Origin of the sequence: Bradyrhizobium sp. SZCCHNR1043, from assembly GCF_032489675.1 — a bacterium.
GTDB lineage: Bacteria > Pseudomonadota > Alphaproteobacteria > Rhizobiales > Xanthobacteraceae > Bradyrhizobium.
Map to the genome: position 1 here is coordinate 39,100 of NZ_JAUEYN010000002.1, position 22,412 is coordinate 61,511.

The following is a 22,412-nucleotide window of genomic DNA, read 5'->3' on the forward strand; positions in this document are numbered from 1 at the left end:
CACCGAAAGGTGACGCGTTGATAGGTGACGCGGATCACGTACGCTGCTGCGTGATCTGCGTAGCCTGATCCTCAAGCCATTCGCTTGGCGCATGCTCGAGGAGAACGCCGTGTCCGTTCCGAAATTTCGCGCTGTAACATCCGCCTGGAAATCCCTGCTCATGTCCGCGCTGCTGGGCCTGATGGCCTGGGTCGGCCCGGACTCGGCGTTCGCCGCCGGCAGTGAGATCGACAACCTTCACACGCCACCGCGCGCGCTGGCAGCTCCCTCACCTGCAAAGGAGAGCAACACCCCCGCAGCGATCCCTCAAGGAGCCGAGCCACGCGTCGCACTCGTGATCGGCAATGCGAGCTATCAGAACGCGCCACCGCTGGAGAACCCGGACAACGACGCCCATGCTGTCGCCAAGCTGTTGAACTCGGCCGGCTTCGAGGTGATCACGGCGACCGACCTGACGCAGAACGAGATGCTCAAGGTCGTCCAGGATTTTTCGAGCCGGGTGGCAGCAAACGGCCCGAACACCGTGGCAATGGTCTACTACGCCGGCCACGGGGTTCAGCTCGCGGGCGAGAACTATCTGATCCCGATTGATGCCCGTATCTCAGCGCCCTCCGACCTGGCGACGGGGACGATCCGTCTGGTGGACCTGATGGCAACGCTCGACGCCATCCCGAGCCGCATGCGGATCGTCGTGCTGGACGCCTGCCGCAACAATCCATTCCCTGCCATCAACGATGCCGGACGCGGACTTGCCATCGTCGACGCACCGAACGGCTCCATCCTCGGATATTCGACCTCGCCTGGCGAGGAGGCGCTCGACGGGCGTGGCGAGCACAGCCCGTACGCGCAGGCGTTCCTGAACCTGGCGCGGCAGCCGAACCTGCCGATCGAGCAATTGTTCAAGCGCATTCGCCTGCAGGTGAACCAGAGCACCGATGGTCGACAGACGCCGTGGGAGAGCTCGTCGTTGACCAGTGATTTCACCTTCTTCGGCGAATCCCTGGTTGCCGCCGCGCGCGCGCCGGAGAACGCGCCCGTGGTGCAGATGGCCGCCGACCTTCCGAGCCGTTCCGTGCGGCAGGCCTATGACTACGTGCTGTCGGAGAATCGTCCGCAGTATTATCGCGAGTTCATCGCGATGTACCCGCGCGATCCGCTCGCCGACCGCATCCGCGCACTGCTCGCCGGCCTCGTGCAGGCCGCGGCGTGGCACCAGGCCGTGCTGGCGAATTCGCCGGCCGCCTATCAGAGCTTCCGAGAAGCCTATGCCGACAGCCCATATGCGCCGGTCGCGCTGCGGCTGCAGGGACAGCCTCGGCCCATCCCCGTGCTGCAACCGAGCCGTCTCATCATGCCACCGCAACTGGCACCGATCGCGCGGCCGTTCAATCCTGGCGCCCAGATCCAGAGCCATCCAGGCCTGCAACCGAAGCTGCCGGTCACCACCGTGCCGCCGCGCGGACCGATGCCGCCAACGGTGGTCACGAAAGGCAATGCCATCAACAACGCGGGTCCCAACAAGGTCGTCGATCCCAAGCCTATCGCTCAGACCAGGTTGCGCGACAGGATCATGCCGCCGGCAAATCCGCCCGTCGCCGCGAAGATCCAGCGCGATCCAGTGAAGCGCAGTCCTGGGCGGCCATTCGACACCCGCGAGGTCCGGCGTCCCTTCCCCGGCAATTCCGGACCGTTCAAGCCGAACATCAACGCGTTGCATCCGTCGATGGCGCGTGGCCAAGGAGGGATGCAGGGCGGCCCGACGCGGGGCACGCCGCACGTCGCGCAGTCCGGACTGCGGATCGGCGGTGGGGGATCTGCAAAAGGCGGCCTCAGCTTTCACTGAGGCTTGATCGTCAGGCGATCAGCCTGGCGTAGAGCTCAGCATCGACATTGCCGCCGGACAAAACGATCACCACCGTCTTGCCCGCCACATCCAGCCGGCCGGCCAGCAATGCCGCAAGCCCGACCGAACCACCGGGCTCGACGACGAGCTTCAGCTCCCGGAAGGCAAAGCCGACCGCGCGCCCCACCTCCTCATCCGAGGCCTCGACCGCAGCCGATAGCAGTTGGCTGTTGATCGCGAAGGTGATCTCGCCCGGAATCGCCGCCATCAGCGCGTCGCAGATGGTGCGCCCCTTCGCATCGTGGGCCTCGCGGTGGCCGGCCCGCAGCGAGCGCGCATGGTCATCAAAGCCCTTGGGCTCAGCCACGACCATCTGGGTGCTGGGAAAGCGCGCCTTGACCGCGGTCGAGACGCCGGCAAGCAGTCCACCGCCCGAAGCCGGGACGATCACCAGATCCGGCGACAGGCGGAGCGTCGCGAGGTCCTCGGCGATCTCGCGGCCGACGGTGCCCTGCCCTGCGATGACGTGGGGATCGTCATAGGGCGGCACCACCGTAGAGCCGCGCCTTGCAGCGATGTCGCGCGCGATCGCTTCGCGGTCCTCGCGATCGCGATCATAGAGCACGACCTCGGCGCCGAACGCCTTGGTGCGCTCGCGCTTGGCCGCCGGCGCATCCGAGGGCATCACGATCGTGGCGTCCATGCCCAGCAATGTGGCGGCATGGGCGACGCCCTGCGCATGATTGCCGGAGGAGAATGCGACAACGCCGTTGCCGCGCGCTGCCTGCGGGATCGACGCCAGTTTGTTGTAGGCGCCGCGGAACTTGAACGAGCCGGTCCGCTGCAGCACCTCCGGCTTCACGAAGACGTTCGCCTTGAACTGCTCGCTCAGCACGGGAGCCGGCAGCAGCGGAGTCCGCACGGCCACGGGCGCGAGGACGCGTGCCGCCGCATCGATGTCGGCGGCGGTCACGGGCAGGATTGGGGAATGAGCTGTCATACCCCTATTTTACCGCGCCCGATTGCCGAGAGGCAAGGGAGCCGGTGTCAGGCGGCGCGGGCGGCCAGTTGGGGAACCGGCGCGCGCTGCCGCAGCGGATCGGTCCAGGTGAGGATCTCGAAGCGGCCGTCCTCGTGCTCGACCAGCGCCGTGCAGCTCTCGACCCAGTCGCCGCAATTCATGTAGCGAATGTCGTCCTGATCGCGGATGACAGCGCAATGGATGTGGCCGCAGATCACGCCGTCAGCGCCATGCCTTCGCGCCTCGGAGGCCAGCGCCGTCTCGAACGCGCCGATGTAGTTCACCGCGTTCTTGACCTTCTGCTTGGCCCATTGCGACAGCGACCAATAGGGAACGCCGAACATGCGACGGAAGAAGTTGACCAGACGGTTCATCTGGATCGCGAAGTCATAGGCCTTGTCGCCGAGATGGGCGAGCCAGCGCGCGTTCTGCACGACCAGATCAAAGATGTCGCCGTGGATCACCAGATAGCGTTTGCCGTCAGCGCCGGTGTGGACGATGTTCTCGACGACATCGATGCCGCCGAAATGCGTGCCGTAATAACCGCGCAGGAACTCGTCGTGATTGCCGGGGACATAGACGATCTTGGCGCCCTTGCGCGCCTTGCGCAGCATCTTCTGCACCAGGTCGTTATGCGACTGCGGCCAATGCCAGCTCGATTTGAGCGCCCAGCCGTCGATGATGTCGCCGACCAGATAGATCGTATCTGCATCATGGTGGCGCAGGAAATCGACGAGGAGATTGGCCTGCGAGCCGCGGGCTCCGAGATGAACGTCCGAGATGAACAACGTCCGAAAGCGCCGAGCCGGGCTTTCTTCACCAGCAGTCTCAAGTCCCATGCGCGCCCACCTAACAGTCCCTGATGACACCGCGATGACGAAACGCCGCACCCGCAGAACCCATCCTGCCGGACCGCGACCGGACACCGCTCGTTCGACGACTCGCGACGTCCTTCGTCACTGCCCCGCGATACCAGCGGGGTGCGACAATCAGGCGACAGGCGGGCGGCGCGAACAGGGAAAATCAGCCTCCTATCTCGGCACGGTGACGACGCGCAGATTGTTGGTGGTGCCGGCCCGCGCGAACGGGATGCCGGCGACGACGACGAGCAGGTCGCCGGCTTCAGCGAACTCCTCCTGCACGGCGAAGAAGGTCGCGCGCTCGACCATCTCCTCGTAGCTCTGCACGTCCTGCGACAGCACGCTGTGCGCGCCCCACAGCAGGCACATGCGCCGCGAGGTGTCCTCGTTCGGCGTGATCGCCAGAATCGGCAGGCTCGGCCGCTTGCGCGCAACGCGCGAGGCCGAGGTTCCGCTCGACGTATAGGCCACGATCGCCCTGGCGTGGATCGCCGAGGCGAGATCGGCCGCCGCGGTTGCCACCGCATGCGGCGGCGTCTGCTCCTCGCCCGGCTGCGTCGCCTCGACGATCGAGCGATACATCTTGTGGCCTTCGGTGGCCTTGATGATGCTGTCCATCATCGCCACCGCCTCGCGCGGGTATTGGCCGCTGGCAGACTCCGCCGACAGCATCACCGCGTCGGCGCCGTCATAGATCGCAGTGGCGACGTCCGAGACCTCGGCGCGCGTCGGCGTCGGCGTCGCCACCATCGAATCCAGCATCTGCGTCGCGACGATCACCGGCTTCACGGCGAGCCGGCAGGCACGCACCAGCTCCTTCTGCTTGCCCGGCACGTCCTCGTTGGGAATCTCGACGCCGAGATCGCCGCGCGCGACCATGATCGCGTCCGACAACTGGATGATGTCGTCGATCCGCTCCAGCGCCGCCGGCTTCTCGATCTTGGACATGATGCCGGCGCGGCCGTTGATGAGGCCCCTCGCCTCAAGCACGTCCGACGGCTTCTGCACGAACGACAGCGCCACCCAGTCGACGCCGAGCTCGAGCCCGAAGGCGAGATCGGAGCGGTCCTTGGCCGTCAGCGGCGACAGCTCCAGAATGGTGCCCGGCAGATTGACGCCCTTGTGATTGGATATCGCGCCGCTGACGATCACCTTGGCCTCGATCCAGTCGTCGCCGAGGCCGGTGACGCGGACGCGGACGCGGCCGTCATCGATCAGAAGATCGTGACCGGGCGAGACCGCCGCAAAGATTTCCGGATGCGGCAACGGAATCGATGTCTTGTCGCCCTCGGTGCCGTTGAGGACAAATCGAATCGTCTCGCCGACTTCGACCTGGATCTTCTTGTCGCGCAGAGTGCCGACGCGAATCTTAGGACCCTGCAGATCCATCAAGATGCCGATCGGCCGCTGCACTTCCTTCTCGAGCGCGCGGATCGCGGCATGGACCTTGGCGTGATCGGCCTGGGTGCCGTGGCTGAAGTTGAGACGAAAGGTGTCCACACCGGCGAGGAACAGCGCTTTCAGCATCTCCGGAGAATTGCTCGCGGGACCGACAGTCGCAACGATCTTGGCTCGACGGTGACGACGCATGATGGGTCCTTTCTCCTTAAGCCGTGTCTCGCGTCTCTATGACACGCATGTGATTGGCATGCGCGGACGCAGCGGAAGCGCTGATATACGCCCCGCAGCGTCCATTGCAAGCGCGACACGGAACACGCCAGAATTGTGCAAGAGAACAGCACGCCTCAGACGTTGGAGCCGTGGATCGCGTCGATGACGGCGTCGGTCACCTCCCTGGTCGTCGCCTTGCCGCCCACGTCGGGCGTGAGGATGCCGGCTGCACACACCTTCTCCACCGCCGCCATCAGCCGCGCGGCCGCGTCCGTCTCGCCGAGATGCTCGAGCATTTGCGCGCCGGTCCAGAACGTCGCGACCGGATTGGCGATGCCCTTGCCGGTGATGTCGAAGGCCGAGCCGTGGATCGGCTCGAACATCGAGGGGAAGCGCCGCTCCGGATCGATGTTGCCGGTCGGCGCCACGCCGAGGCTGCCGGCCAGCGCGCCGGCGAGATCGGACAGGATGTCGGCATGCAAATTGGTCGCCACGATGGTGTCGAGGCTCTTCGGCTGCAGGGTCATGCGCACGGTCATCGCGTCGACCAGCATCTTGTCCCAGGTCACGTCGGGGAATTCGCGCGCCACTTCGGCGGCGATCTCGTCCCACATCACCATGCCGTGGCGTTGCGCATTCGACTTGGTGACGACGGTGAGGAACTTGCGCGGCCGCGACTGCGCCAGCTTGAACGCGTAGCGCATGATGCGGGTGACGCCGACGCGGGTGAAGACGGCGACCTCGGTGCCCACCTCCTCCGGCAGGCCGCGGTGCGCGCGGCCGCCCATGCCGGCATATTCGCCCTCGGAATTCTCGCGCACGATCACCCAGTCGAGATCGCCGACGCCGACATTGCGCAAGGGCGAGGCCACACCGGGCAGGATCTTGGTCGGCCGCACATTGGCGTACTGATCGAAGCCCTGGCAGATCGGCAGTCGTAACCCCCACAGCGTGATGTGGTCGGGCACGTCGGGAGCGCCGACCGCGCCGAAATAGATCGCGTCGAACTTCTTCAGCTCGGCGAGGCCGTCGGCCGGCATCATCACGCCGTGCTTCTTGTAGTAGTCCGAGCCCCAGTCGAAGGTCTTGACGTTGAAGCTGATGTCGCCCGAGCGCTTGGCGAGCGCCTCGAGCACACGGACACCTTCGGAGATGACCTCGGGGCCGATGCCGTCGGCGGGAATCGCGGCGATGGAATGGGTGCGCATGAAAGGGCTCCGTGTGATGGGTCAGGATTGCGTGGCCGCAGCGGCCTTTGCACGTTGAGAACGTGACAGCAACAGGGTCAGCACCGCCGATACCACCAGCAGCCCGGCGACGAAATAGAGCCCGCCGTTGAAGCTGCCGGTCTGGTCCTTGATCCAGCCGATCATCGCTGGACCGACGAAGCCGCCGAGATTGCCGATCGAGTTGATGGTCGCGATGCCCGCCGCAGCGGCCGAGCCGGACAGGAACATGGTGGGCATGCTCCACAGCGGCGGCTTCGAGGAGGAGATGCCGACATTGACCAGCGTGAGTGCCGCGAGCACGGCGGCGACACTGGTCGACAGCCCGGCCAGCCAGAGCCCGACGGCGGCGACGACGCAGGCCAGCACGACGTGCCAGGTGCGCTCGGCGGTGCGGTCGGAATGGCGCGCCCACAGGATCATGACGACCACGGCCACGGTCGGTGGCACCGCGTTGAGGAAGCCGACGGCGAACGACGACAGGCCGAACTGCTTGATGATCTGCGGCGCCCAGACGCCGAGCGTGTAGAGGCCGGCCGAGGTGCCGAAATAGACCAGCGCGAGCGCGAGCACGCGGATGTCGGCCAACCCGCGCCAGATGCTGTGGCTGGCGGTGGCGGCCTTGCTCGCCAGCTCGGCATTCATCGTGCGCACCAGCCAGTCGCGCTCGTCGTCGGCGAGCCAGCGCGCCTGCTCCGGACGATCGGTCATGTAGGCGAGCACGACGAAGCCGAGCAGCACCGCCGGCAGCGCCTCGATCAGGAACAGCCACTGCCAGCCCTTGAAGCCGAGAATGCCGTCCATCTCCAGCAGCGCGCCGGAAACCGGAGAGCCGAGAACCGTGGAGAGCGGCGCGGCGGCCATGAACAGCGCGGTGACGGCTGCGCGCTGGCGGGCCGGAAACCAGTAGGAGAGATAGAGGATGATTCCGGGGAAGAAGCCTGCTTCCGCAGCACCAAGCAGGAAGCGCAGCACATAGAAGCTCGTCGGTCCCTGCACGAACGCCATCGCGCCGGAGACGATGCCCCAGGTGATCATGACCCGCGCGATCCAGATTCGGGCGCCGAACTTGTCCAGCGCGAGGTTGGAGGGGACCTCGAACAGGAAATAGCCCCAGAAGAAGATGCCGGCGCCGAAGCCATAGGCCGAGGCTGACAGCCCGATGTCCTTGTTCATGGTCAGCGCTGCGAAGCCGACGTTGACACGGTCGATGAAGGCTACGAAGTAGAGCAGCATGATGAAGGGCACGATGCGCAACGTGATCCTGCGCAGCACGCGCATCTCCAGCTCTCCGGCCATCGTCACCTCCCTGTCCCGTCTTGTCGTTGATCTGACAAGCGTAGGCGGCGAACCAGGCCGGCTTCAATGCTCGCATCATTATACAAAAAAATGATATAATCCGGCCCATCGCCTCTTCAGGATCCCACCATGGAATTGCACCAGCTCCGCTGCTTCGTGGCCGCCGCCGAGGAACTGCATTTCGGCAAGGCGGCGCAGCGGCTGCAGATGCTGCCCTCGGCGCTCGGACGCCAGATCAAGCTGCTGGAGGAGGATCTCGCGACGCCGCTGTTCGCCCGCACCACGCGCGCGGTGTCGCTGACCGAGCACGGCACGACCTTGCTGCGCGACGCCCGGGCGATCCTGGCCCGCGTCGAGGCGGTCGAAACCGGCTTCCGCCGCCGTACCCGAAGCACGAAGGCGCAGCGGCTGCGCGTCGGCGCCATCGACAGCGCGGCCGCCGGGCTGCTGCCGCAATTGCTGCACGATTTTCGCGCGCGGCATCCCGACATCGCGGTGCAGCTCATGGAGGAGAAGACGATCCGGCTGCTGCCCAAGATCCTGTCCGGCGCGCTCGACCTCGCCTTTGTCAGGCCGCCCGAGCGCACCGATATCAGGCTCGAATTCCGCGCGCTGCTCAGCGAGAGCGCCGTGGTGGCGCTGCCGCAGCGGCACCGGCTGGCCTCGCGTGCCGCGGTCTCGCTCGCCGACATCGCCGACCAGCCGCTGATCGTCCCGGACCGCCGGTCGCGGCCGCACAGCCACGACCTCACCATGAAGCTGTTCGCACAGGCCGAGCTGTCGCCGGATATCGCGCAGTTTGCCGATGAGAAGCAGACCATCGTCCATCTCGTCGCCGCGCGACTCGGCATTGCCATCGTGCCGCGCTGGACCTCGCGGCTCGCGGTCTCCGGCGTCCGCTTCGTGCCGCTGCGGATGACACGCGGCAGCACCGCCGGACGGCTTCCGCTCGCGGCCGTCTGGCTGCGCGGCTCGCGCGATCCGGCGCGCGAGGCCATGCTCGGCGTGCTCGACGCGCGGCTTGCGAAATACGCCCGCGGTGCCTGACCGCAAGATCCGCCGAACATCCTACCCCAGCGGCGCCTCCGCGATGTCGAGCAACGCGCCGAGGCCATGGCGCAGGCTGCGCATCGGCTGCTGCTCCGAGGACAGGCCGAGTGCCAGCAGCGATCGCCCGGTCACCGCGTAGACGTGGCCGAACGGGAACGACTGCGGCTGTGCATCCGGCTGGTTGGTGTCGAGCAGCGCCAGCCAATTATGGCCTTCGGGCACGGACGGAAGCGTGAAGTTCACGACGTCGAAATGCGCGTTGTAGACCAGCAGGAGCGTCGCATCCGAGCCACGCCGCTTAACGCCGGTCTCCTGGGCGCGGCCGTCGAGCAGCATGCCGAAGCAACGCGCGTGATCGTCAGTCCACTGCTCCGTCGTCATCTCCTCGCCCGACGGGTCGAGCCAAGTCACGTCGTTGACGCCGAGGTCCTCATTGTGCGAGCCGATCAGGAAGCGGCTGCGATAGAGGATCGGAAACGCCTTGCGCATGGCGATCAGCTTGCGCGTGAATTCGCGCAACGCCCGCCCCTGCGGCGTGATGCCCATCCAGTCGAGCCAGGTCGTCTCATTGTCCTGCGCATAGGCGTTGTTGGTGCCGTTCTGGGTATGGCCGAACTCGTCGCCGGCGAGCAGCATCGGCGTGCCATGCGACAGCAGCATCGTGGCCAGCAGATTGCGCTTCTGGCGCTCGCGCAACGCCGTGATCTCGGGGTCGTCGGTCGGTCCCTCGACGCCGCAATTCCAGGAGTGGTTGTTGCTGTGGCCGTCGCGATTATCCTCGCCATTGGCCTCGTTGTGCTTGTCGTTGTAGGAGACGAGGTCGTTGAGGTTGAAGCCGTCATGCGCGGTGATGAAGTTCACGCTCGCCCAGGGGCGGCGGCCGCGCTTGTTGAACAGATCGCCCGAGCCGGAGATGCGCTTGGCGAAATCGGCGAGCGTGCCGCCATCGCCCTTCCAGAACGCACGCGCGGTGTCGCGGAACTTGTCGTTCCATTCCGCCCAGCCCGGTGGAAACTGGCCGACCTGATAGCCGCCCGGACCGATGTCCCAGGGCTCGGCGATCAGCTTGACGCTCGACAGCACAGGGTCCTGACGACAGGCATCCAGGAAGCTGCCGCCCTCGTCGAAGCCATAGGGCTCGCGCGCCAGGATGGTGGCGAGATCGAAGCGGAAGCCGTCGACCCGCATCTCGGTCGCCCAATAGCGCAAGGAGTCCGCGACGAGCTGCAGCACGCGCTGGTGCGACAGGTTCACCGTATTGCCGGTGCCGGTGTCGTTGATGTAGTAGCGTTTCTGGTCCGGCATCAGCCGGTAGTAGCTGGCATTGTCGATGCCCTTGAACGACAGCGTCGGTCCGAGCTCGTTGCCCTCCGCGGTGTGGTTATAGACCACGTCGAGGATCACCTCGATGCCATTGGCGTGGAACTGGTTGACCATGGTCTTGAATTCGGTCGCGAACGGCGTCTTCAGATAGCGTGGCTCCGGCGCAAAGAAGCCGATCGAGTTGTAGCCCCAGTAGTTGCGGAGCCCCTTCTCGACCAGATAGCTGTCGTCGATGAAGGCGTGGATCGGGAGCAGCTCCGCCGAGGTGATGCCGAGCGATCGCAGATAGGCCGGGATGTCCTGGTGCGCGAGCCCGGCAAAGGTGCCGCGATCGGCCTCCGGCACCAGCGGATGCAACTTGGTGAAGCCCTTGACGTGCATCTCGTAGAAGATGGTCCGTTCCCACGGAATCTCGGGCTTGCGCGAGGTGCCCCAGGTGAAGGCGGGATCGATGACCCGGCATTTCAGCATCAGCGGCGCACTGTCGCGATCGTCGAACGACAGATCCTTGTCGGCGTGATCGAGCTGATAGCCGAACAGCTCCGGCCCCCACCGCAGGTTTCCGACCAGTTGCCTGGCGTAGGGATCGATCACGAGCTTGTTCGGATTGAAGCGATGGCCGGCATCGGGCTCATAGGGTCCGTGCACGCGATAGCCGTAGACCGTCCCGGGACGGGCCGTCGGCAGGTAGCCGTGCCAGACCTCGTCAGTGTATTCAGGAAGCTCGATGCGCTCGAGCTCGGTCTCGCCGGTCTCGTCGAACAGGCACAGCTCGACCTTGGTCGCGTGCGCGGAAAAGATCGCGAAGTTGACGCCGAGCCCGTCCCAGGTGGCGCCGAGCGGAAACGGCCGGCCTTCGCTGATCTTGGTCCTGCGCAGGTTGAATGCGGCCCGCGTCAACGCGTCACCGAGGTCGGTGCGTTGGTCCATCCTTTGCCCCCTTCGTCCAATTCCCCAGATCTATTGCCGGGGGTCTCGATGATCAGCGTCGATTGCTAGGTTGCCGCTGGCGTCTCGTCCGGCACGATCACTTCCGCCTTGGTCTCGGTCACCGTCACCGACGCGATCACGGCTCCTTCCGGCGCTGCCTTCGCGGCTCGCTGCTGCGCGACTTCCTTGGTGATGGCTGCGATGGAGTTGCCGATGCGTTCGACCATCTCGGACAATTCCCCAGGCGACATCTTCAGCCGCTTGGTCACCACGCGGACCTGGGCCTGATCGGTCATGTCGAGCTTGTTGCGGGACGGCTGAATCTTCGGACGGCGCATCGGGAGTCCTCCTGCATGCCAGCTAACCTTGACTGCGGAATTTGGTTCCCGCGCTCCCTCCCCTGGGCATCGCCGTGAAGACGTGCGTCACTGCTCTCGCGGCGCCATGCGCCCGAGTGATGTCATCGGTGTTGCCCCCGATCAGGCAGAGGGCGCAGGGAATGCCGGGAGCTGGCCGCCCCCATGGCCCGCCTGCAGAAAAAAAGCAGGCGGCAGTCACCACAGGTTCAGCCGAGACATCCCGGCATTCCCCGCGCGATGGTTTTCACGCTTACTTCGCGATCTCCTCGGTGTACCGGCTTGTTAGTCACCGTCGCCCTCGGGATCATCGCCCGAAGACTTGGCGCCAGCATCGGGGCGCCAGGACCACGCGACTTCGCGTCCGCAAGCTGCCGTTCGTCCGCGCGAGTCGCCCCACGCTGCGGCATCCTACAGCCACCGCATCCCGCGCCCAACGTTCCGTGACGATCGCGAAGCGCCCCTCTCGAGGAGCACGGGATGGAGACAATCAAGCACGATTTCTGAAAAATGGCAACAGATTTATTTTTCTCAGAAATACAGACTGGTTCCGATCAGCCCGAGCAAGCATCGGACGGCGCGTGCCTGCTCCGTTGACGATTGGGGTCTTGTCAGATCGCAATCGGCGCCTACCGGGGAGGCCGACGGCGGCTTGGCTCAGACGGGCGTTGTGCATAGGGGTTCGGCAAGCACATGGCCGACATGCCCGCAGCCCCCGCTCTACACGCCTCCCACGACCTGTACTGGCACGAGATTGTGCTGGAACCGCCCCACTCCCATATCTGGAGGCACACCGGATCAATGCCATCGAACCGTTGAGCTGCGGCCGGAGCGGTTGCAAGCACTGTGATCGAAGTCATGAGGAGAAGCGCGCGCATCATCACACATCATGGCACGAGGCTGACCAATCCGAAAGGGTCTGCCGGCGCGGCGATCTCGAACTCGGGCAAAGCCCTTTGCCGCAGACGACGCTGCCGTAGGCTGGGCAAAGCGACACCAAAGGCGGCGCGTGCCCACCATCGGCGGCGCTGGGTGCGGGCGGTGGGCACGGCGCGCGCGAAAGCTCGCCCGACAAGGCCTCACCCCGGCGCGCCTTTGCCCACCCTACGGTCCCTCGTCAATCATGACCGGCCCGGTGACCTTCTTCCGAATGGCCTCGACCGCAATCCTGTCCCGCCCTACCCGAACAGATGCGCCAGCCAGAATGCCGCGCCGGCGGCGAGGCCGCCGACCAGCGCAGTCTGCAGCGCCGACTTGATCTTGTTGACGCCGGTGAAGTGGCCTTTGATGGCGCCGAAGATCAAGAGCGCGATGCCGGTTGCGACCACGGAGATCCGGAGTGCGGACGAGATGTCAGGCGCCAGCATGTAGGGGATCAGCGGGATCAGGCCGCCGATCACGTAGGAGCCGCCGATGGTCACGGCGCTGACCGGCGCGCGCTTCGGATCCGGGCGTTCGAGACCGAGCTCGAAGCGCATCATGAAGTCGACCCAGCGCTTGCGATCGGACGCGATGGCGTCGACCACGGTGGTCAAGGCCTGGCCTTCGAGACCATAGCCGCGGAAGATCGCCGCAACCTCCTCGACCTCGCGGCCGCGAAGGTGCTCGATCTCGTCGTGCTCCCGCTTCTCCTCGGCGGCATAATGCTCGGCGTCGGAGCGGGCGGCGAGATAACCGCCGAGCCCCATCGCGATCGCGCCGGCGACGACCTCGGCAAGGCCGGCGGTGACGATCACGTCGGTCTTGGCGACCGCAGCCGAGAGACCGGCGGCGAGCGCGAACGGCACGGTGAGCCCGTCGGCCATGCCGATCACGACGTCGCGGACGACTTCCGACGCGGTGAAGTGCTTTTCGATGTGCGGCGTTGCCGGCATGACGGCCTCCGATGGCGTGATCGACGGAAGCCTCTTAGCAGGCCCGGATGACAGGACCGATCACCGCAGTCCCGGCACCATCCGCCGCAGGGTGCGATCGTGCAGCCAGTAATGATGCAGCAGCGCCGCACCGGCGTGCAGGCCGATCAGGATCATCAGGCCATTGGCCAGCGCCTCGTGCATCTCCTTCAAGTCGTGGGCGAAGCCGCGGTCGCCGACCCAGGGTGAGGCGATCTCGAACAGGCCGAACACCGGCAAGCCGTAGCCGCGGGCAAACTGGGTGACGATGCCGAGGACCGGAATGGCGAACATGATGCCGTAGATCAGCAGATGCGTGATCTCGCCGACGTGAACGGTCCACGCGCCGAATTTGGTCGCTTCAGGGGCCGGCGGCGGATCGGCCAGGCGCCAGGCCAGGCGCGCGAGCGCAAAGCCCAGCATCGCCAGCCCGAGCGAGACGTGCATGAACAGGCCCGTGTCATGAGAGCCGCGTGGCAGGATGTCGCCGAGATGACCCGAGATCCAGGCCGCCGGCACCAGCACGGCGACGATCCAGTGCAGCCCGATCGCGACGGACCCATACGCCTTGGCGGAATTTCGAATACGCATGATCAGCTTCCTTCGACCATTGGGCACCCCCCGCGGTGGCAAGCCGCGTGGGGCGTCATGACCTGAGGTAATAGCTGACCGGGGGCGTCGCGCCGCTGACGCGGGATGTCAGCCTACTGTCAGAATGGACGGCGCCGGGGTCGCCTGGGACATCGCGGGCTGCGGCCAGCGGAGCGCCGAGACGATGGCCGGCGCGATCGTGATCCTGGCGCCGCCCAGCTCGGAACGGCCGATCTGCAGCCGCCAGCCATAGGCTTCGAGCACGTCCTGCACGATCGCGAGCCCCAGCCCGCTGCCCGGCCCCTGCTCGTCGAGGCGGCCGCCGCGCTCGAGCACGCGGCCGATCTTCGCATCCGGAATGCCCGGACCGTCATCCTCGACGATGACGATCAGAGGGGTCGCACTGGCGACGATGCGAACCGTGCTCGCCGCATGACGCGCGGCGTTCTCCAGCAGATTGCCGAGCACCTCGGCGAGATCCGTCCGATCCATGCCGACGCTCAGGCCCGGGGGCACCTCGCCATCGAAGCTGACATGGGCGGCCGCCGGCGTGCGGCCGAGCGTCCCAAGCAGCGCATTCACCAAAGGCGCGAGCTCGGTCGCGGCCTCCGGCCCGCCGCGGGCCTTGCCGCGCAGCCGCGCCAGCGCCAGCTCGCGATCAACCTGCCGGCTCATCGCCTCGGCGACATCCTCGATGTTGCGCGCCAGCTCGAGCTGGCCGAGCTCCCTCAAGCGCGCGGCGTCGGCCGTGAGGGCGGCGAGCGGCGTCTTGAAGCCGTGAGCGAGATCGGCCGCACGGCTGCGCGAGCGCATGATCTCGCGCTGCTGCGCATCGAGCAACGCGTTGACCTCCTCGACCAGCGGCGCCACCTCGGTCGGCACGTCCACGGGAAGATGCTGGCGCCGACCGCTGCGGATCTCGGCGACGCCACGGCGCAGCACGCCGAGCGGACGCAGGCCGAGAGTGACCTGAACCGACGTGCCGACGGCGAGGATGACGGCCAGCACGGCGAGCGCGATCGACAGGTCCTTGGCGAAGGTCAGCACCGCGCTGGTGGCACCGTCGAGGCCGTAGGCCACGGCCGCGCGCACGCGGATCTGGCTTTCCGGATTCATCAGGATGCCGCGCTCGGCGACCAGCACGTGTTCGCCATCCGGCCCGGCGAGCTCATGCTGATGCACGTCGCTCGGTCCGGGCTCGTCGATCGGCAGCGGCAGGATGGTGTCCCACAGCGAGCGCGAGCGCAGCAACTGGCCATGATCGTCCGAGATCTGCCAGTACAGCCCCGACAGCGGCACCACGAAGCGCGGATCGGCCGGCGGCCGCGCGACCACGATGCGCCCTTCCGCATCGACCTCGAGGCCGTTCAGCAATTGGCGCAGGTGAATGTCGAGATCGGAGGCGAGCGTCCGCGCGACGTGGCGCTTGAACAGCACGACCATGCCGAAGCCGGCGACGCCGAGCGCGACCAGCAGCGCGATGGTGCCCGCCGCCACCAGCCGCAGCCGCAGCGAGCCGAGCCTCATTCCGCCGTCTCCGGGATCATGTACCCGAAGCCGCGGCGGGTCTCGATGATGTCGGCGCCGAGCTTCTTGCGGACGCGCCGGATCAGCACCTCGAGCGCGTTGGAGTCGTGCTCGTGGCCGAGGCCGTAGACGTTCTCCTCCAGCTCATGCTGCGGCACGACGCGCCCGCTCTGCCGCAGCAGATACGCGATCAGCCGGTATTCGAGCTGCGACAGCGTCACCGGCACGCCGGACAGGCTGACCTTCATCTGGCGCTCGTCGAGCGTCAGGTCGCCGGACGAGAGCACCGGCGCCGCACGGCCGGCGGACCGCCGCACGATCGCGCGCAATCGCGCCAGCAGCTCCTCGTTGCGAAACGGCTTCGGCAGATAGTCGTCGGCGCCGGCATCGATGCCGTCGACCCGCTCCGCCCAGCTCGCGCGCGCCGTCAGGATCAGCACCGGCATGTGTCGCCCCGCGCCGCGCCAGCGCTTCAGCACCGACAGGCCGTCCATGCCGGGGAGGCCGAGATCGAGGATCACGGCGCCATAATCCTCGGTGTCGCCGAGAAACCAGGCCTGCTCGCCGTTGTCGGACGTTTCGACCAGATAGCCCGCCGCCTGCAGCGTCCGCACCAGGTCGGACGCCAGCCGCGGATCATCCTCGACCAGCAGCACACGCATCTACTTTTCCTCGATCCGTTCGATCTCGCCGCTGCGCGCATCGACATAGACCTCACGCACGCGGCCATCGCGGCCGATCACCCGAAACTCATAGCGCCAGCGGCCACGCAGGCGCTCGACATCGATCCCCATCACGTCGCCGGCGACCCGGCCACGCAATCTCGGCAGGATCTGCGACAGCGGCAAGACGTCGCCCGCCTCCACGGCATGACGCATGGCATCACGGCGCTCACGATCATCCTCGCGCGCCACCGTCGCCGCGGACGCAGCCGTCGAGATCAGCATCGCAGATGCCGTGATGCGCATGAACCGTCCAATTTGAGGCAAATGCATGATCCTTCCGGGGCCTGACGCCGTCATCTTCAGAGATCGTCGTCATTCGTTGCGCTCTCGCCACTGGTTCGAATTGCGGGGCACGAATTGCGGAGCATTCGCAAATGCTACCGAGCTGGTGCGGATGATAGTTTGAACTTCCGATGTCGGAATTGCGCATCAGAGAGATGCGGGGGTGGAAACTCGCACAGGATCGGCATCCTGCCCGAGGCAAGCTGACTCCCCGCTGACACGACCCGACGGGATGCCGTCAGTCTCGTTGCAACATGATCGCTTCAGGACGGAGCGAGCCGGGGGCGGTGAGTTCGGAGACGAGCATGCGTAAGACGATGACATTGGCAGCCGTGCTGGCGGGGCTGGGCGGCATCTTGGCCATGTCACAAGCCAGCCGGGAGACGGCGCCCACGCTGGTGCCGGTGGCCCGTGCCGTGAACGGCGGTCTTGAAGCTGATCTTGGAGCTGGTCTTGAGGCCTACCCGCATCTTGCGGCGCTGCATGCGCGGGCCGAAAGCCCGCCGCTGAGCTACGAGCCGGCCCGCCGCGAGCGCGAAGGCGACGACGACGATCAGGACGAGCCGCGGCGGTGAGGCGAACCGCCCCTGGCGAAGCACCGCGCGGAGCTAGGCCGGCAGTCCCGCTTCGTACCAGCGACACGTCGCCCTGACGATGCGCACGACCGAGAGCATCACGGGGACTTCGACGAGAACCCCGACGACCGTCGCGAGCGCGGCCCCCGAGTCGAGCCCGAACAGGCTGATCGCGGCGGCAACCGCCAGCTCGAAGAAATTGCTGGCGCCGATCAAGGCGGCCGGAGCCGCGACGCACCAGGCCACGCCGAGCCGGCGGCTGAGCCAATAGGCGATCCCCGCGTTCAGATAGACCTGGATCAGGATCGGCACGGCAAGGATCGCGATGACGACCGGCTGCTTCAGGATCTGCTCGCCCTGGAAGCCGAACAGCAGCACCAGCGTACTGAGCAGCGCCACGAGCGAGACCGGTTGCAGCACGCGCAAGGTGCGCTCCAATGCCCCGCCCTTCGTCCGCAACAAGGCGCGACGCCAGAGTTGCGAGATGATGACGGGCACAACGATGTAGAGCAGCACCGACAGCAGCAGGGTGGTCCATGGCACCGAGATCGAGGCGACGCCGAGCAGCAGGCCCACCAGCGGCGCGAACAGGAACACCATGATGACGTCGTTGAGCGCGACCTGGCTCAGCGTGTAGTGCGGCTCGCCCTCGCACAGATTCGACCAGACGAACACCATCGCCGTGCACGGCGCCGCGGCCAGCAGGATCAGACCCGCCACGTAGGACGACAACTGGCCTGCGGGAAGCATCGGGGCGAACACGTGGCCGATGAAAATGCTGCCGAGCAGGGCCATCGAAAACGGCTTGATGGCCCAGTTCACGACCAGGGTGACGCCGATGCCGCGCCAATGCTCCTTCACGTTGCCGAGCGCGGCAAAATCGATCTTCAGCAGCATCGGAATGATCATCAGCCAGATCAGGGCCGCGACCGGCAGATTGACCCGCGCCACCTCCGCCGACGCGACAGCCGCGAACAGCCCCGGCATGAGATGGCCGAGACCGATGCCTGCGACGATGCAGAGCAGGACCCAGACCGTCAGATAGCGCTCGAAGATCGTCATCAGATCAGGCCACGTCGGAGCGGAACGACGTTGCCCCCTCGCCCGTCCCGATCTCGCGCAGCCGCGTGCCGAGCGACATCGAATCGATGCGACCGAGCGGCAGATTGATGAAGGCGTCGATCCTGTTCTTCAGATAGCGGAAGGCGGTCGTGAACGCCGCGAGCTTCTCCAGCTCCGTGCCTTCGGCCACCGCCGGATCCTCGATGCCCCAATGCGCGGTCATCGGTTGCCCCGGCCAGATCGGACACGCCTCGCCGGCGGCGTTGTCGCAGACGGTGAAGACGAAATCCATCGCCGGCGCGCCGGCGACGGCGAACTCGCTCCAGCTCTTCGAGCGCAGATCGTCGGTCGGATAGTCCATGCGCACGAGCGTCTCGAGCGCCAACGGATGCACCGCGCCTTTCGGCGTGCTGCCGGCCGAGAAGGCGCGGAAGCGGCCGGCGCCGTCCTTGCGCAGGATCGACTCCGCCAGCACCGAGCGCGCCGAATTTCCGGTGCAGAGGAACAGCACATTGTAGACGCAGTCAGACACGATTCTTCTCCTTGCGCTTGGGCGGACAGCAGGGGGTGAGGCTTGCGACGACGGGCGCGCAGACCTCCGGTCGGCCGCCGCAACAGTCCTGCAGCAGAAACAGCGCGACTTTCTGAAATTGCGCGAGGTCGATGCGGTAGACGATCGATCGGCTGTGCCTGATCGAGCTGACGAGGCCGGCGCGCGCCAGCACGGACAGATGCGCCGACAGCGTGTTCTGCGGCACCTCCAGCAGACGTGCGAGCTCGCCGGCCGGCAGACCGTCGGGCTCGTGCTGCACCAGGGTGCGAAAGGCCTGCAGGCGCGTCGGTTGCGCCAGCGCCGCCAAGGCCAGAACGGCTTGTTCGTTTTCCATATATCCGGAATTATCGATATATAGAGTCGGCGTCAAGGCCGACGAGCTCAAGTGGTCGTTGTCGACGAACGGAGACGACGCGCCCGAAGGCTCATCGCAAGCGCAGGCGGGTGCCGTCGACGATGAGCTCGCCGTCCCGTTCCATGCGCGCCAGGGCGCGATAGAGCGCCTCATGGGTGACGCCGAGCTCGGCGGCCCAGTCCTTCTTCGACCGGCCGAGCTCGACCTCGCCGCCCTCCCCTTCGGTCTCGATGAAATGCACGATCCGCTCGCGCGCCGTCTTCAGGCTGAGCCGCTCCGACTGCGCCCGGACCTTGCGCAACTCGCGGGCGAGATGATCGCACCATCGGTCCCCGATCTCGGGACGGCGCAGCACCTCGGCGAAGGCCTTGCGGTCGATCGCGAGCAGCGCTGAATCCTGCGCCGCGACGGCGTCGCAATGATACGACGCCTGATCGAGGCTGGCCTCGGCGAGAAAGCCCCGCCGCGCACGCTGCAGGATGATGTCGTCGCCGGCGCGCGAGCGGCGCAGCAATCGCACCTCGCCGGTCAGCACGAAGAACATCGCCCGCGGCCGATCGCCCCGACAGAACACCGTGCCCTGGTGCGGCACCTGGATGTGCCGGGTCTGCAACCGAGCGGCCGCCGGCAGAGCGGCAAGCAATGGCGACAGCCGTGCAAGGGCGCGCCAGTCGAGCGGCGGGCGCGTGCCCTCGGGCGGGCGATGGATGATCCTCGGCATATGATCAGGATCATATGTGCCGCCGGCTGCGCGGTCTAGGGAAGACGTCACCGCGTTCGCTCAAATGGAGGTCCTCATGCGCCTGCGTCTTGCCGCCATTGTGCTGGCCTTCGTTGCGTCCGCCGGCATCGCCACGGCGCAGCACCACGGCCATCACGACCACGGCAGCCACGGGGCGCTTCCGCTAGACCCGCGCGAGCGGGTGGCGTTTCCCCCCGATCTCGCCGAGCACACCCTCGCCAACATGCGCGACCATTTGCTGGCGCTGCAGCAGATCAACGACGCGCTGGCGGCGGGCGAGCCGGACAAGGCCGGCCAGATCGCCGAGCAACGCCTGGGGATGAGCTCGCTGCGGCTGCACGGTGCCGCTGAGGTCGCCGGGTTCATGCCGCAGGGCATGCAGGAGGCCGGAACGACGATGCACAAGGCGGCGAGCCGGTTCGCCATCGAAGCGCAGAACGCGGGCGTGACCGGAGACCTCAAGCCGGCGCTGAAGGCGCTCGGCGAGACGATGGCCGCCTGCGTCGGCTGCCATGCCGGCTACCGGCTGAGATAGCGCGCCGGACAACCGACCGCGCGCGGCGCGCGCTCATTAATATTTCCAATATTCTAGAAATATCGTTTGACTCCGGCGGGCCGCCTGCCGCATCCTCCACACCATGAAGCTCGATGACGCCGCTGCCCGCCTGGAAGCCCTCGGCAACACCACGCGCCTGAAGATCTACCGCGCGCTGGTGCGCGCAGGGCATGCCGGGCCGCGCTGGTGCGTTCGGGCCGCATCCGGCTCGAGACCGGTTTCGGCGTCACGGGGATCACCGTTGAGGACGGAAAGTTGCAGATCATCGCGGCCGGTGACCGCAGCGTCGGCGCGGACGAGCTGATCGTCGCCACCGGCTTCCGTCCCGATCTGTCGCTGCTGGCAGAGCTGCGCCTGCGGCTCGATCCGGCGATCGAAGCGCCGGTGGCGCTGGCGCCCCTGATCGATCCGAACGAGCATTCCTGCGGCACGGTACGGCCGCATGGCGCGCGCGAGCTGGCGCAGGCCGACGAGCCGGGGCTCTATCTCGCGGGCATGAAGAGCTATGGCCGCGCGCCAAATTTCCTGATGATGACGGGCTATGAGCAGGTCCGTTCGATCACCGCCGACATCGCCGGCGACAAGGCCGCCGCGCATCGTGTCGAGTTGAAGCTGCCGGAGACCGGCGTCTGCACCCGCGGCGGACTGGAGAGCATTGCAGCCCTGTCCGGCTGCTGTGGCGGACCGGCGCCGTCCGGCGTAGACAGTTGCTGTGCCGATGATGCCAAGGCCAAGGAGGCTGGCCGCAGCGGCTGCGGCTGTTCGTGACGTAGAGCCAAGCAGAGGTCTAACGGAATGCAGGCACGACGGCTGGGCGTGGTCATCGCTCTCGGCACCGCCCAGACGCTGGCCTGGGGATCGAGCTACTATCTGCCGGCGATCCTCGCCGACCCGATCGCCAGGGATCTCGGCCTGTCCAACAACTGGTTCTTCGGCGCGTTCTCGGCCTCGCTGATCATCTCCGGCCTGTTGGGTCCGCGCATCGGCCGCCAGATCGACCGCGTCGGCGGCCGTCAGGTGCTGTGCGCCTCCAACATCGTGCTGGCGATCGGGCTGGCGCTGCTCGGCCTGTCGCATTCGCTGTGGGTGATGGCGCTGGCGTGGCTGTGGCTCGGCGTCGGCATGGGGCTCGGCCTCTATGACGCCGCGTTTGGCGCACTCGGGCGCATCTATGGCAAGGATGCGCGCGGCGCGATCACCGGCATCACCCTGATCGCGGGCTTCGCCTCCACCGTCGGCTGGCCGCTGAGCACGCTGGGGCTCGCGACGATCGGCTGGCGCGAGACCTGTTTCGCCTGGGCGATCGCGCACCTCGTGATCGGCCTGCCGCTCAATTTGTCGCTGCCGCGTGCGACCCAGATGGCGCCCGGCGAGATGCCGACCGGCAAGCCGAACATCCCGCTCGACCGCCCGATGGTGCTGATCGCGTTTGCGATGGCGGCGGCCTGGACCGTGACCGCGGCGATGGCGGTGCATCTGCCGCGGCTGATGCAGGCGTTCGGCGCGACGCCGGCGCAGGCGCTGTTCGCAGGCATGATGATCGGGCCGGCGCAGGTCGCCGCGCGGGTGTTCGAGGCCGGCTTCCTCAGCCGCTTCCATCCGCTCGCCTCGGCGCGGCTCGCCTGCATCACCCATCCGATCGCCGCCGTGACGATCGGTCTGTTCGGCGGCGGCGCCGCGGCGGCCTTCGCGCTGCTGCACGGCTCCGGCAACGGCATCCTGACGATCGCTCGCGGCACCCTGCCGCTCGCGATCTTCGGCCCCGTCAACTACGCCTACCGGCTCGGCCTGATCGGGGCGCCGTCACGGATCTGCCAGGCCTTCGCGCCGCTGCTGTTCGGCCTGCTGATCGACGGGCTCGGCCGCGGCGTGCTGATCGTGTCGGCGAGCCTCAGCCTGTCGGCGCTCGCCGCCTTGATGCTGCTCCCGGCCGGGCGTGCCGAGGCGGCGGTGCCGCGCAGCACGACCGACAAGGCGGCCTGAGCCGGTAGCACTTCCTTAACCAGCTTGCTGCGCGCACAGCCCACCTTGCC

General features: G+C 66.8%; 22 protein-coding genes and 2 pseudogenes. 7 read left to right on the forward strand and 17 right to left on the reverse strand.

The features are described from left to right. The first annotated feature begins 109 nt into the window (after positions 1 to 109). Positions 110 to 1,843 (forward strand): caspase family protein, encoded by a 1,734-nt coding sequence (locus QX039_RS02820; RefSeq protein WP_409998919.1) that lies wholly within the window; start codon positions 110 to 112, stop codon positions 1,841 to 1,843. 10 nt (positions 1,844 to 1,853) lie between these two features. Here QX039_RS02820 and QX039_RS02825 read toward each other — a convergent pair whose 3' ends face one another. The 5 genes from QX039_RS02825 to QX039_RS02845 form a co-directional block, all read right to left on the reverse strand. Further along, positions 1,854 to 2,843, reverse strand: a complete 990-nt coding sequence (locus QX039_RS02825; RefSeq protein WP_315774099.1) for a threonine/serine dehydratase — start codon at positions 2,841 to 2,843, stop codon at positions 1,854 to 1,856. 47 nt (positions 2,844 to 2,890) lie between these two features. Beyond that, the gene (locus QX039_RS02830; protein WP_315738828.1) at positions 2,891 to 3,703 is read right to left on the reverse strand and encodes a UDP-2,3-diacylglucosamine diphosphatase; all 813 of its coding nucleotides are present in this window, start codon (positions 3,701 to 3,703) and stop codon (positions 2,891 to 2,893) included. A 192-nt stretch (positions 3,704 to 3,895) separates the two neighbouring features. Continuing rightward, the gene (gene pyk / locus QX039_RS02835) at positions 3,896 to 5,314 is read right to left on the reverse strand and encodes a pyruvate kinase (RefSeq protein WP_315738829.1); all 1,419 of its coding nucleotides are present in this window, start codon (positions 5,312 to 5,314) and stop codon (positions 3,896 to 3,898) included. A gap of 155 nt (positions 5,315 to 5,469) precedes the next feature. Further along, positions 5,470 to 6,543 carry a tartrate dehydrogenase gene (locus QX039_RS02840; RefSeq protein WP_315774101.1) on the reverse strand — a complete coding sequence of 358 codons (1,074 nt, stop codon included), beginning with the start codon at positions 6,541 to 6,543 and terminating at the stop codon, positions 5,470 to 5,472. A 21-nt stretch (positions 6,544 to 6,564) separates the two neighbouring features. Continuing rightward, on the reverse strand, positions 6,565 to 7,860 hold the full coding sequence (locus QX039_RS02845) for a D-galactonate transporter (protein WP_315738831.1): 1,296 nt from the start codon (positions 7,858 to 7,860) through the stop codon (positions 6,565 to 6,567). Positions 7,861 to 7,989: 129 nt separating this feature from the next. Here QX039_RS02845 and QX039_RS02850 point away from each other — a divergent pair, with 129 nt between their 5' ends. Next, positions 7,990 to 8,907 (forward strand): LysR family transcriptional regulator, encoded by a 918-nt coding sequence (locus QX039_RS02850; RefSeq protein WP_315738832.1) that lies wholly within the window; start codon positions 7,990 to 7,992, stop codon positions 8,905 to 8,907. Between the two features lie 21 nt (positions 8,908 to 8,928). Here the strand turns inward: QX039_RS02850 and glgX are convergent, their stop codons facing one another. From glgX to QX039_RS02890, 8 genes are all read right to left on the reverse strand, one after another. Continuing rightward, complete coding sequence (gene glgX / locus QX039_RS02855) at positions 8,929 to 11,163, reverse strand: glycogen debranching protein GlgX (protein WP_315774102.1); 2,235 nt, start codon at positions 11,161 to 11,163, stop codon at positions 8,929 to 8,931. A 65-nt stretch (positions 11,164 to 11,228) separates the two neighbouring features. Continuing rightward, on the reverse strand, positions 11,229 to 11,501 hold the full coding sequence (locus QX039_RS02860; RefSeq protein ID WP_315738834.1) for a DUF3606 domain-containing protein: 273 nt from the start codon (positions 11,499 to 11,501) through the stop codon (positions 11,229 to 11,231). 647 nt (positions 11,502 to 12,148) lie between these two features. Continuing rightward, positions 12,149 to 12,400 (reverse strand): DUF3551 domain-containing protein, encoded by a 252-nt coding sequence (locus QX039_RS02865; RefSeq protein WP_315774103.1) that lies wholly within the window; start codon positions 12,398 to 12,400, stop codon positions 12,149 to 12,151. Between the two features lie 297 nt (positions 12,401 to 12,697). Next, entirely contained in the window at positions 12,698 to 13,393 is a 696-nt protein-coding gene (locus QX039_RS02870) for a VIT1/CCC1 transporter family protein (protein WP_315758349.1), read from the reverse strand. Positions 13,394 to 13,453: 60 nt separating this feature from the next. Beyond that, positions 13,454 to 14,002, reverse strand: coding sequence for a cytochrome b (locus QX039_RS02875; protein WP_315738837.1), 549 nt, complete (start codon positions 14,000 to 14,002; stop codon positions 13,454 to 13,456). Positions 14,003 to 14,110: 108 nt separating this feature from the next. Beyond that, complete coding sequence (locus QX039_RS02880; RefSeq protein ID WP_315773328.1) at positions 14,111 to 15,529, reverse strand: ATP-binding protein; 1,419 nt, start codon at positions 15,527 to 15,529, stop codon at positions 14,111 to 14,113. Further along, on the reverse strand, positions 15,526 to 16,191 hold the full coding sequence (locus QX039_RS02885; protein ID WP_315773329.1) for a response regulator transcription factor: 666 nt from the start codon (positions 16,189 to 16,191) through the stop codon (positions 15,526 to 15,528). Before QX039_RS02885 ends, QX039_RS02880 begins: the two co-directional genes overlap by 4 nt. Then, positions 16,192 to 16,497: a PepSY domain-containing protein gene (locus QX039_RS02890; RefSeq protein WP_315738841.1), complete on the reverse strand. Its 306-nt coding sequence runs from the start codon at positions 16,495 to 16,497 to the stop codon at positions 16,192 to 16,194. Positions 16,498 to 16,841: 344 nt separating this feature from the next. Here QX039_RS02890 and QX039_RS02895 point away from each other — a divergent pair, with 344 nt between their 5' ends. Beyond that, positions 16,842 to 17,111 carry a hypothetical protein gene (locus QX039_RS02895; protein ID WP_315773330.1) on the forward strand — a complete coding sequence of 90 codons (270 nt, stop codon included), beginning with the start codon at positions 16,842 to 16,844 and terminating at the stop codon, positions 17,109 to 17,111. Between the two features lie 33 nt (positions 17,112 to 17,144). On the opposite strand, the gene arsB is transcribed toward QX039_RS02895, so the two are convergent. The 4 genes from arsB to QX039_RS02915 form a co-directional block, all read right to left on the reverse strand. Continuing rightward, on the reverse strand, positions 17,145 to 18,173 hold the full coding sequence (gene arsB, locus QX039_RS02900; RefSeq protein ID WP_315773331.1) for an ACR3 family arsenite efflux transporter: 1,029 nt from the start codon (positions 18,171 to 18,173) through the stop codon (positions 17,145 to 17,147). Positions 18,174 to 18,177: 4 nt separating this feature from the next. After that, complete coding sequence (locus QX039_RS02905) at positions 18,178 to 18,705, reverse strand: arsenate reductase ArsC (protein WP_315773333.1); 528 nt, start codon at positions 18,703 to 18,705, stop codon at positions 18,178 to 18,180. Beyond that, positions 18,698 to 19,060: a metalloregulator ArsR/SmtB family transcription factor gene (locus QX039_RS02910; RefSeq protein ID WP_315738847.1), complete on the reverse strand. Its 363-nt coding sequence runs from the start codon at positions 19,058 to 19,060 to the stop codon at positions 18,698 to 18,700. Before QX039_RS02910 ends, QX039_RS02905 begins: the two co-directional genes overlap by 8 nt. Positions 19,061 to 19,151: 91 nt before the next feature. Continuing rightward, entirely contained in the window at positions 19,152 to 19,802 is a 651-nt protein-coding gene (locus QX039_RS02915) for a Crp/Fnr family transcriptional regulator (protein WP_315773335.1), read from the reverse strand. 76 nt (positions 19,803 to 19,878) lie between these two features. On the opposite strand from QX039_RS02915, the gene QX039_RS02920 reads away from it, so the two are divergent. The 4 genes and pseudogenes from QX039_RS02920 to QX039_RS02935 all read left to right on the forward strand — a co-directional run bounded on the left by QX039_RS02920 (position 19,879) and on the right by QX039_RS02935 (position 22,362). Then, positions 19,879 to 20,358 carry a hypothetical protein gene (locus QX039_RS02920; protein WP_315738849.1) on the forward strand — a complete coding sequence of 160 codons (480 nt, stop codon included), beginning with the start codon at positions 19,879 to 19,881 and terminating at the stop codon, positions 20,356 to 20,358. A gap of 103 nt (positions 20,359 to 20,461) precedes the next feature. Further along, positions 20,462 to 20,557: pseudogene (locus QX039_RS02925) on the forward strand (transcriptional regulator); the annotation flags it as partial. Continuing rightward, positions 20,557 to 21,147: pseudogene (locus tag QX039_RS02930) on the forward strand (FAD-dependent oxidoreductase); the annotation flags it as partial. The pseudogenes QX039_RS02925 and QX039_RS02930, both read left to right, overlap by 1 nt. Before the next feature lie 27 nt (positions 21,148 to 21,174). Further along, positions 21,175 to 22,362, forward strand: coding sequence for an MFS transporter (locus QX039_RS02935; RefSeq protein WP_315773336.1), 1,188 nt, complete (start codon positions 21,175 to 21,177; stop codon positions 22,360 to 22,362). Positions 22,363 to 22,412 lie beyond the last annotated feature (50 nt).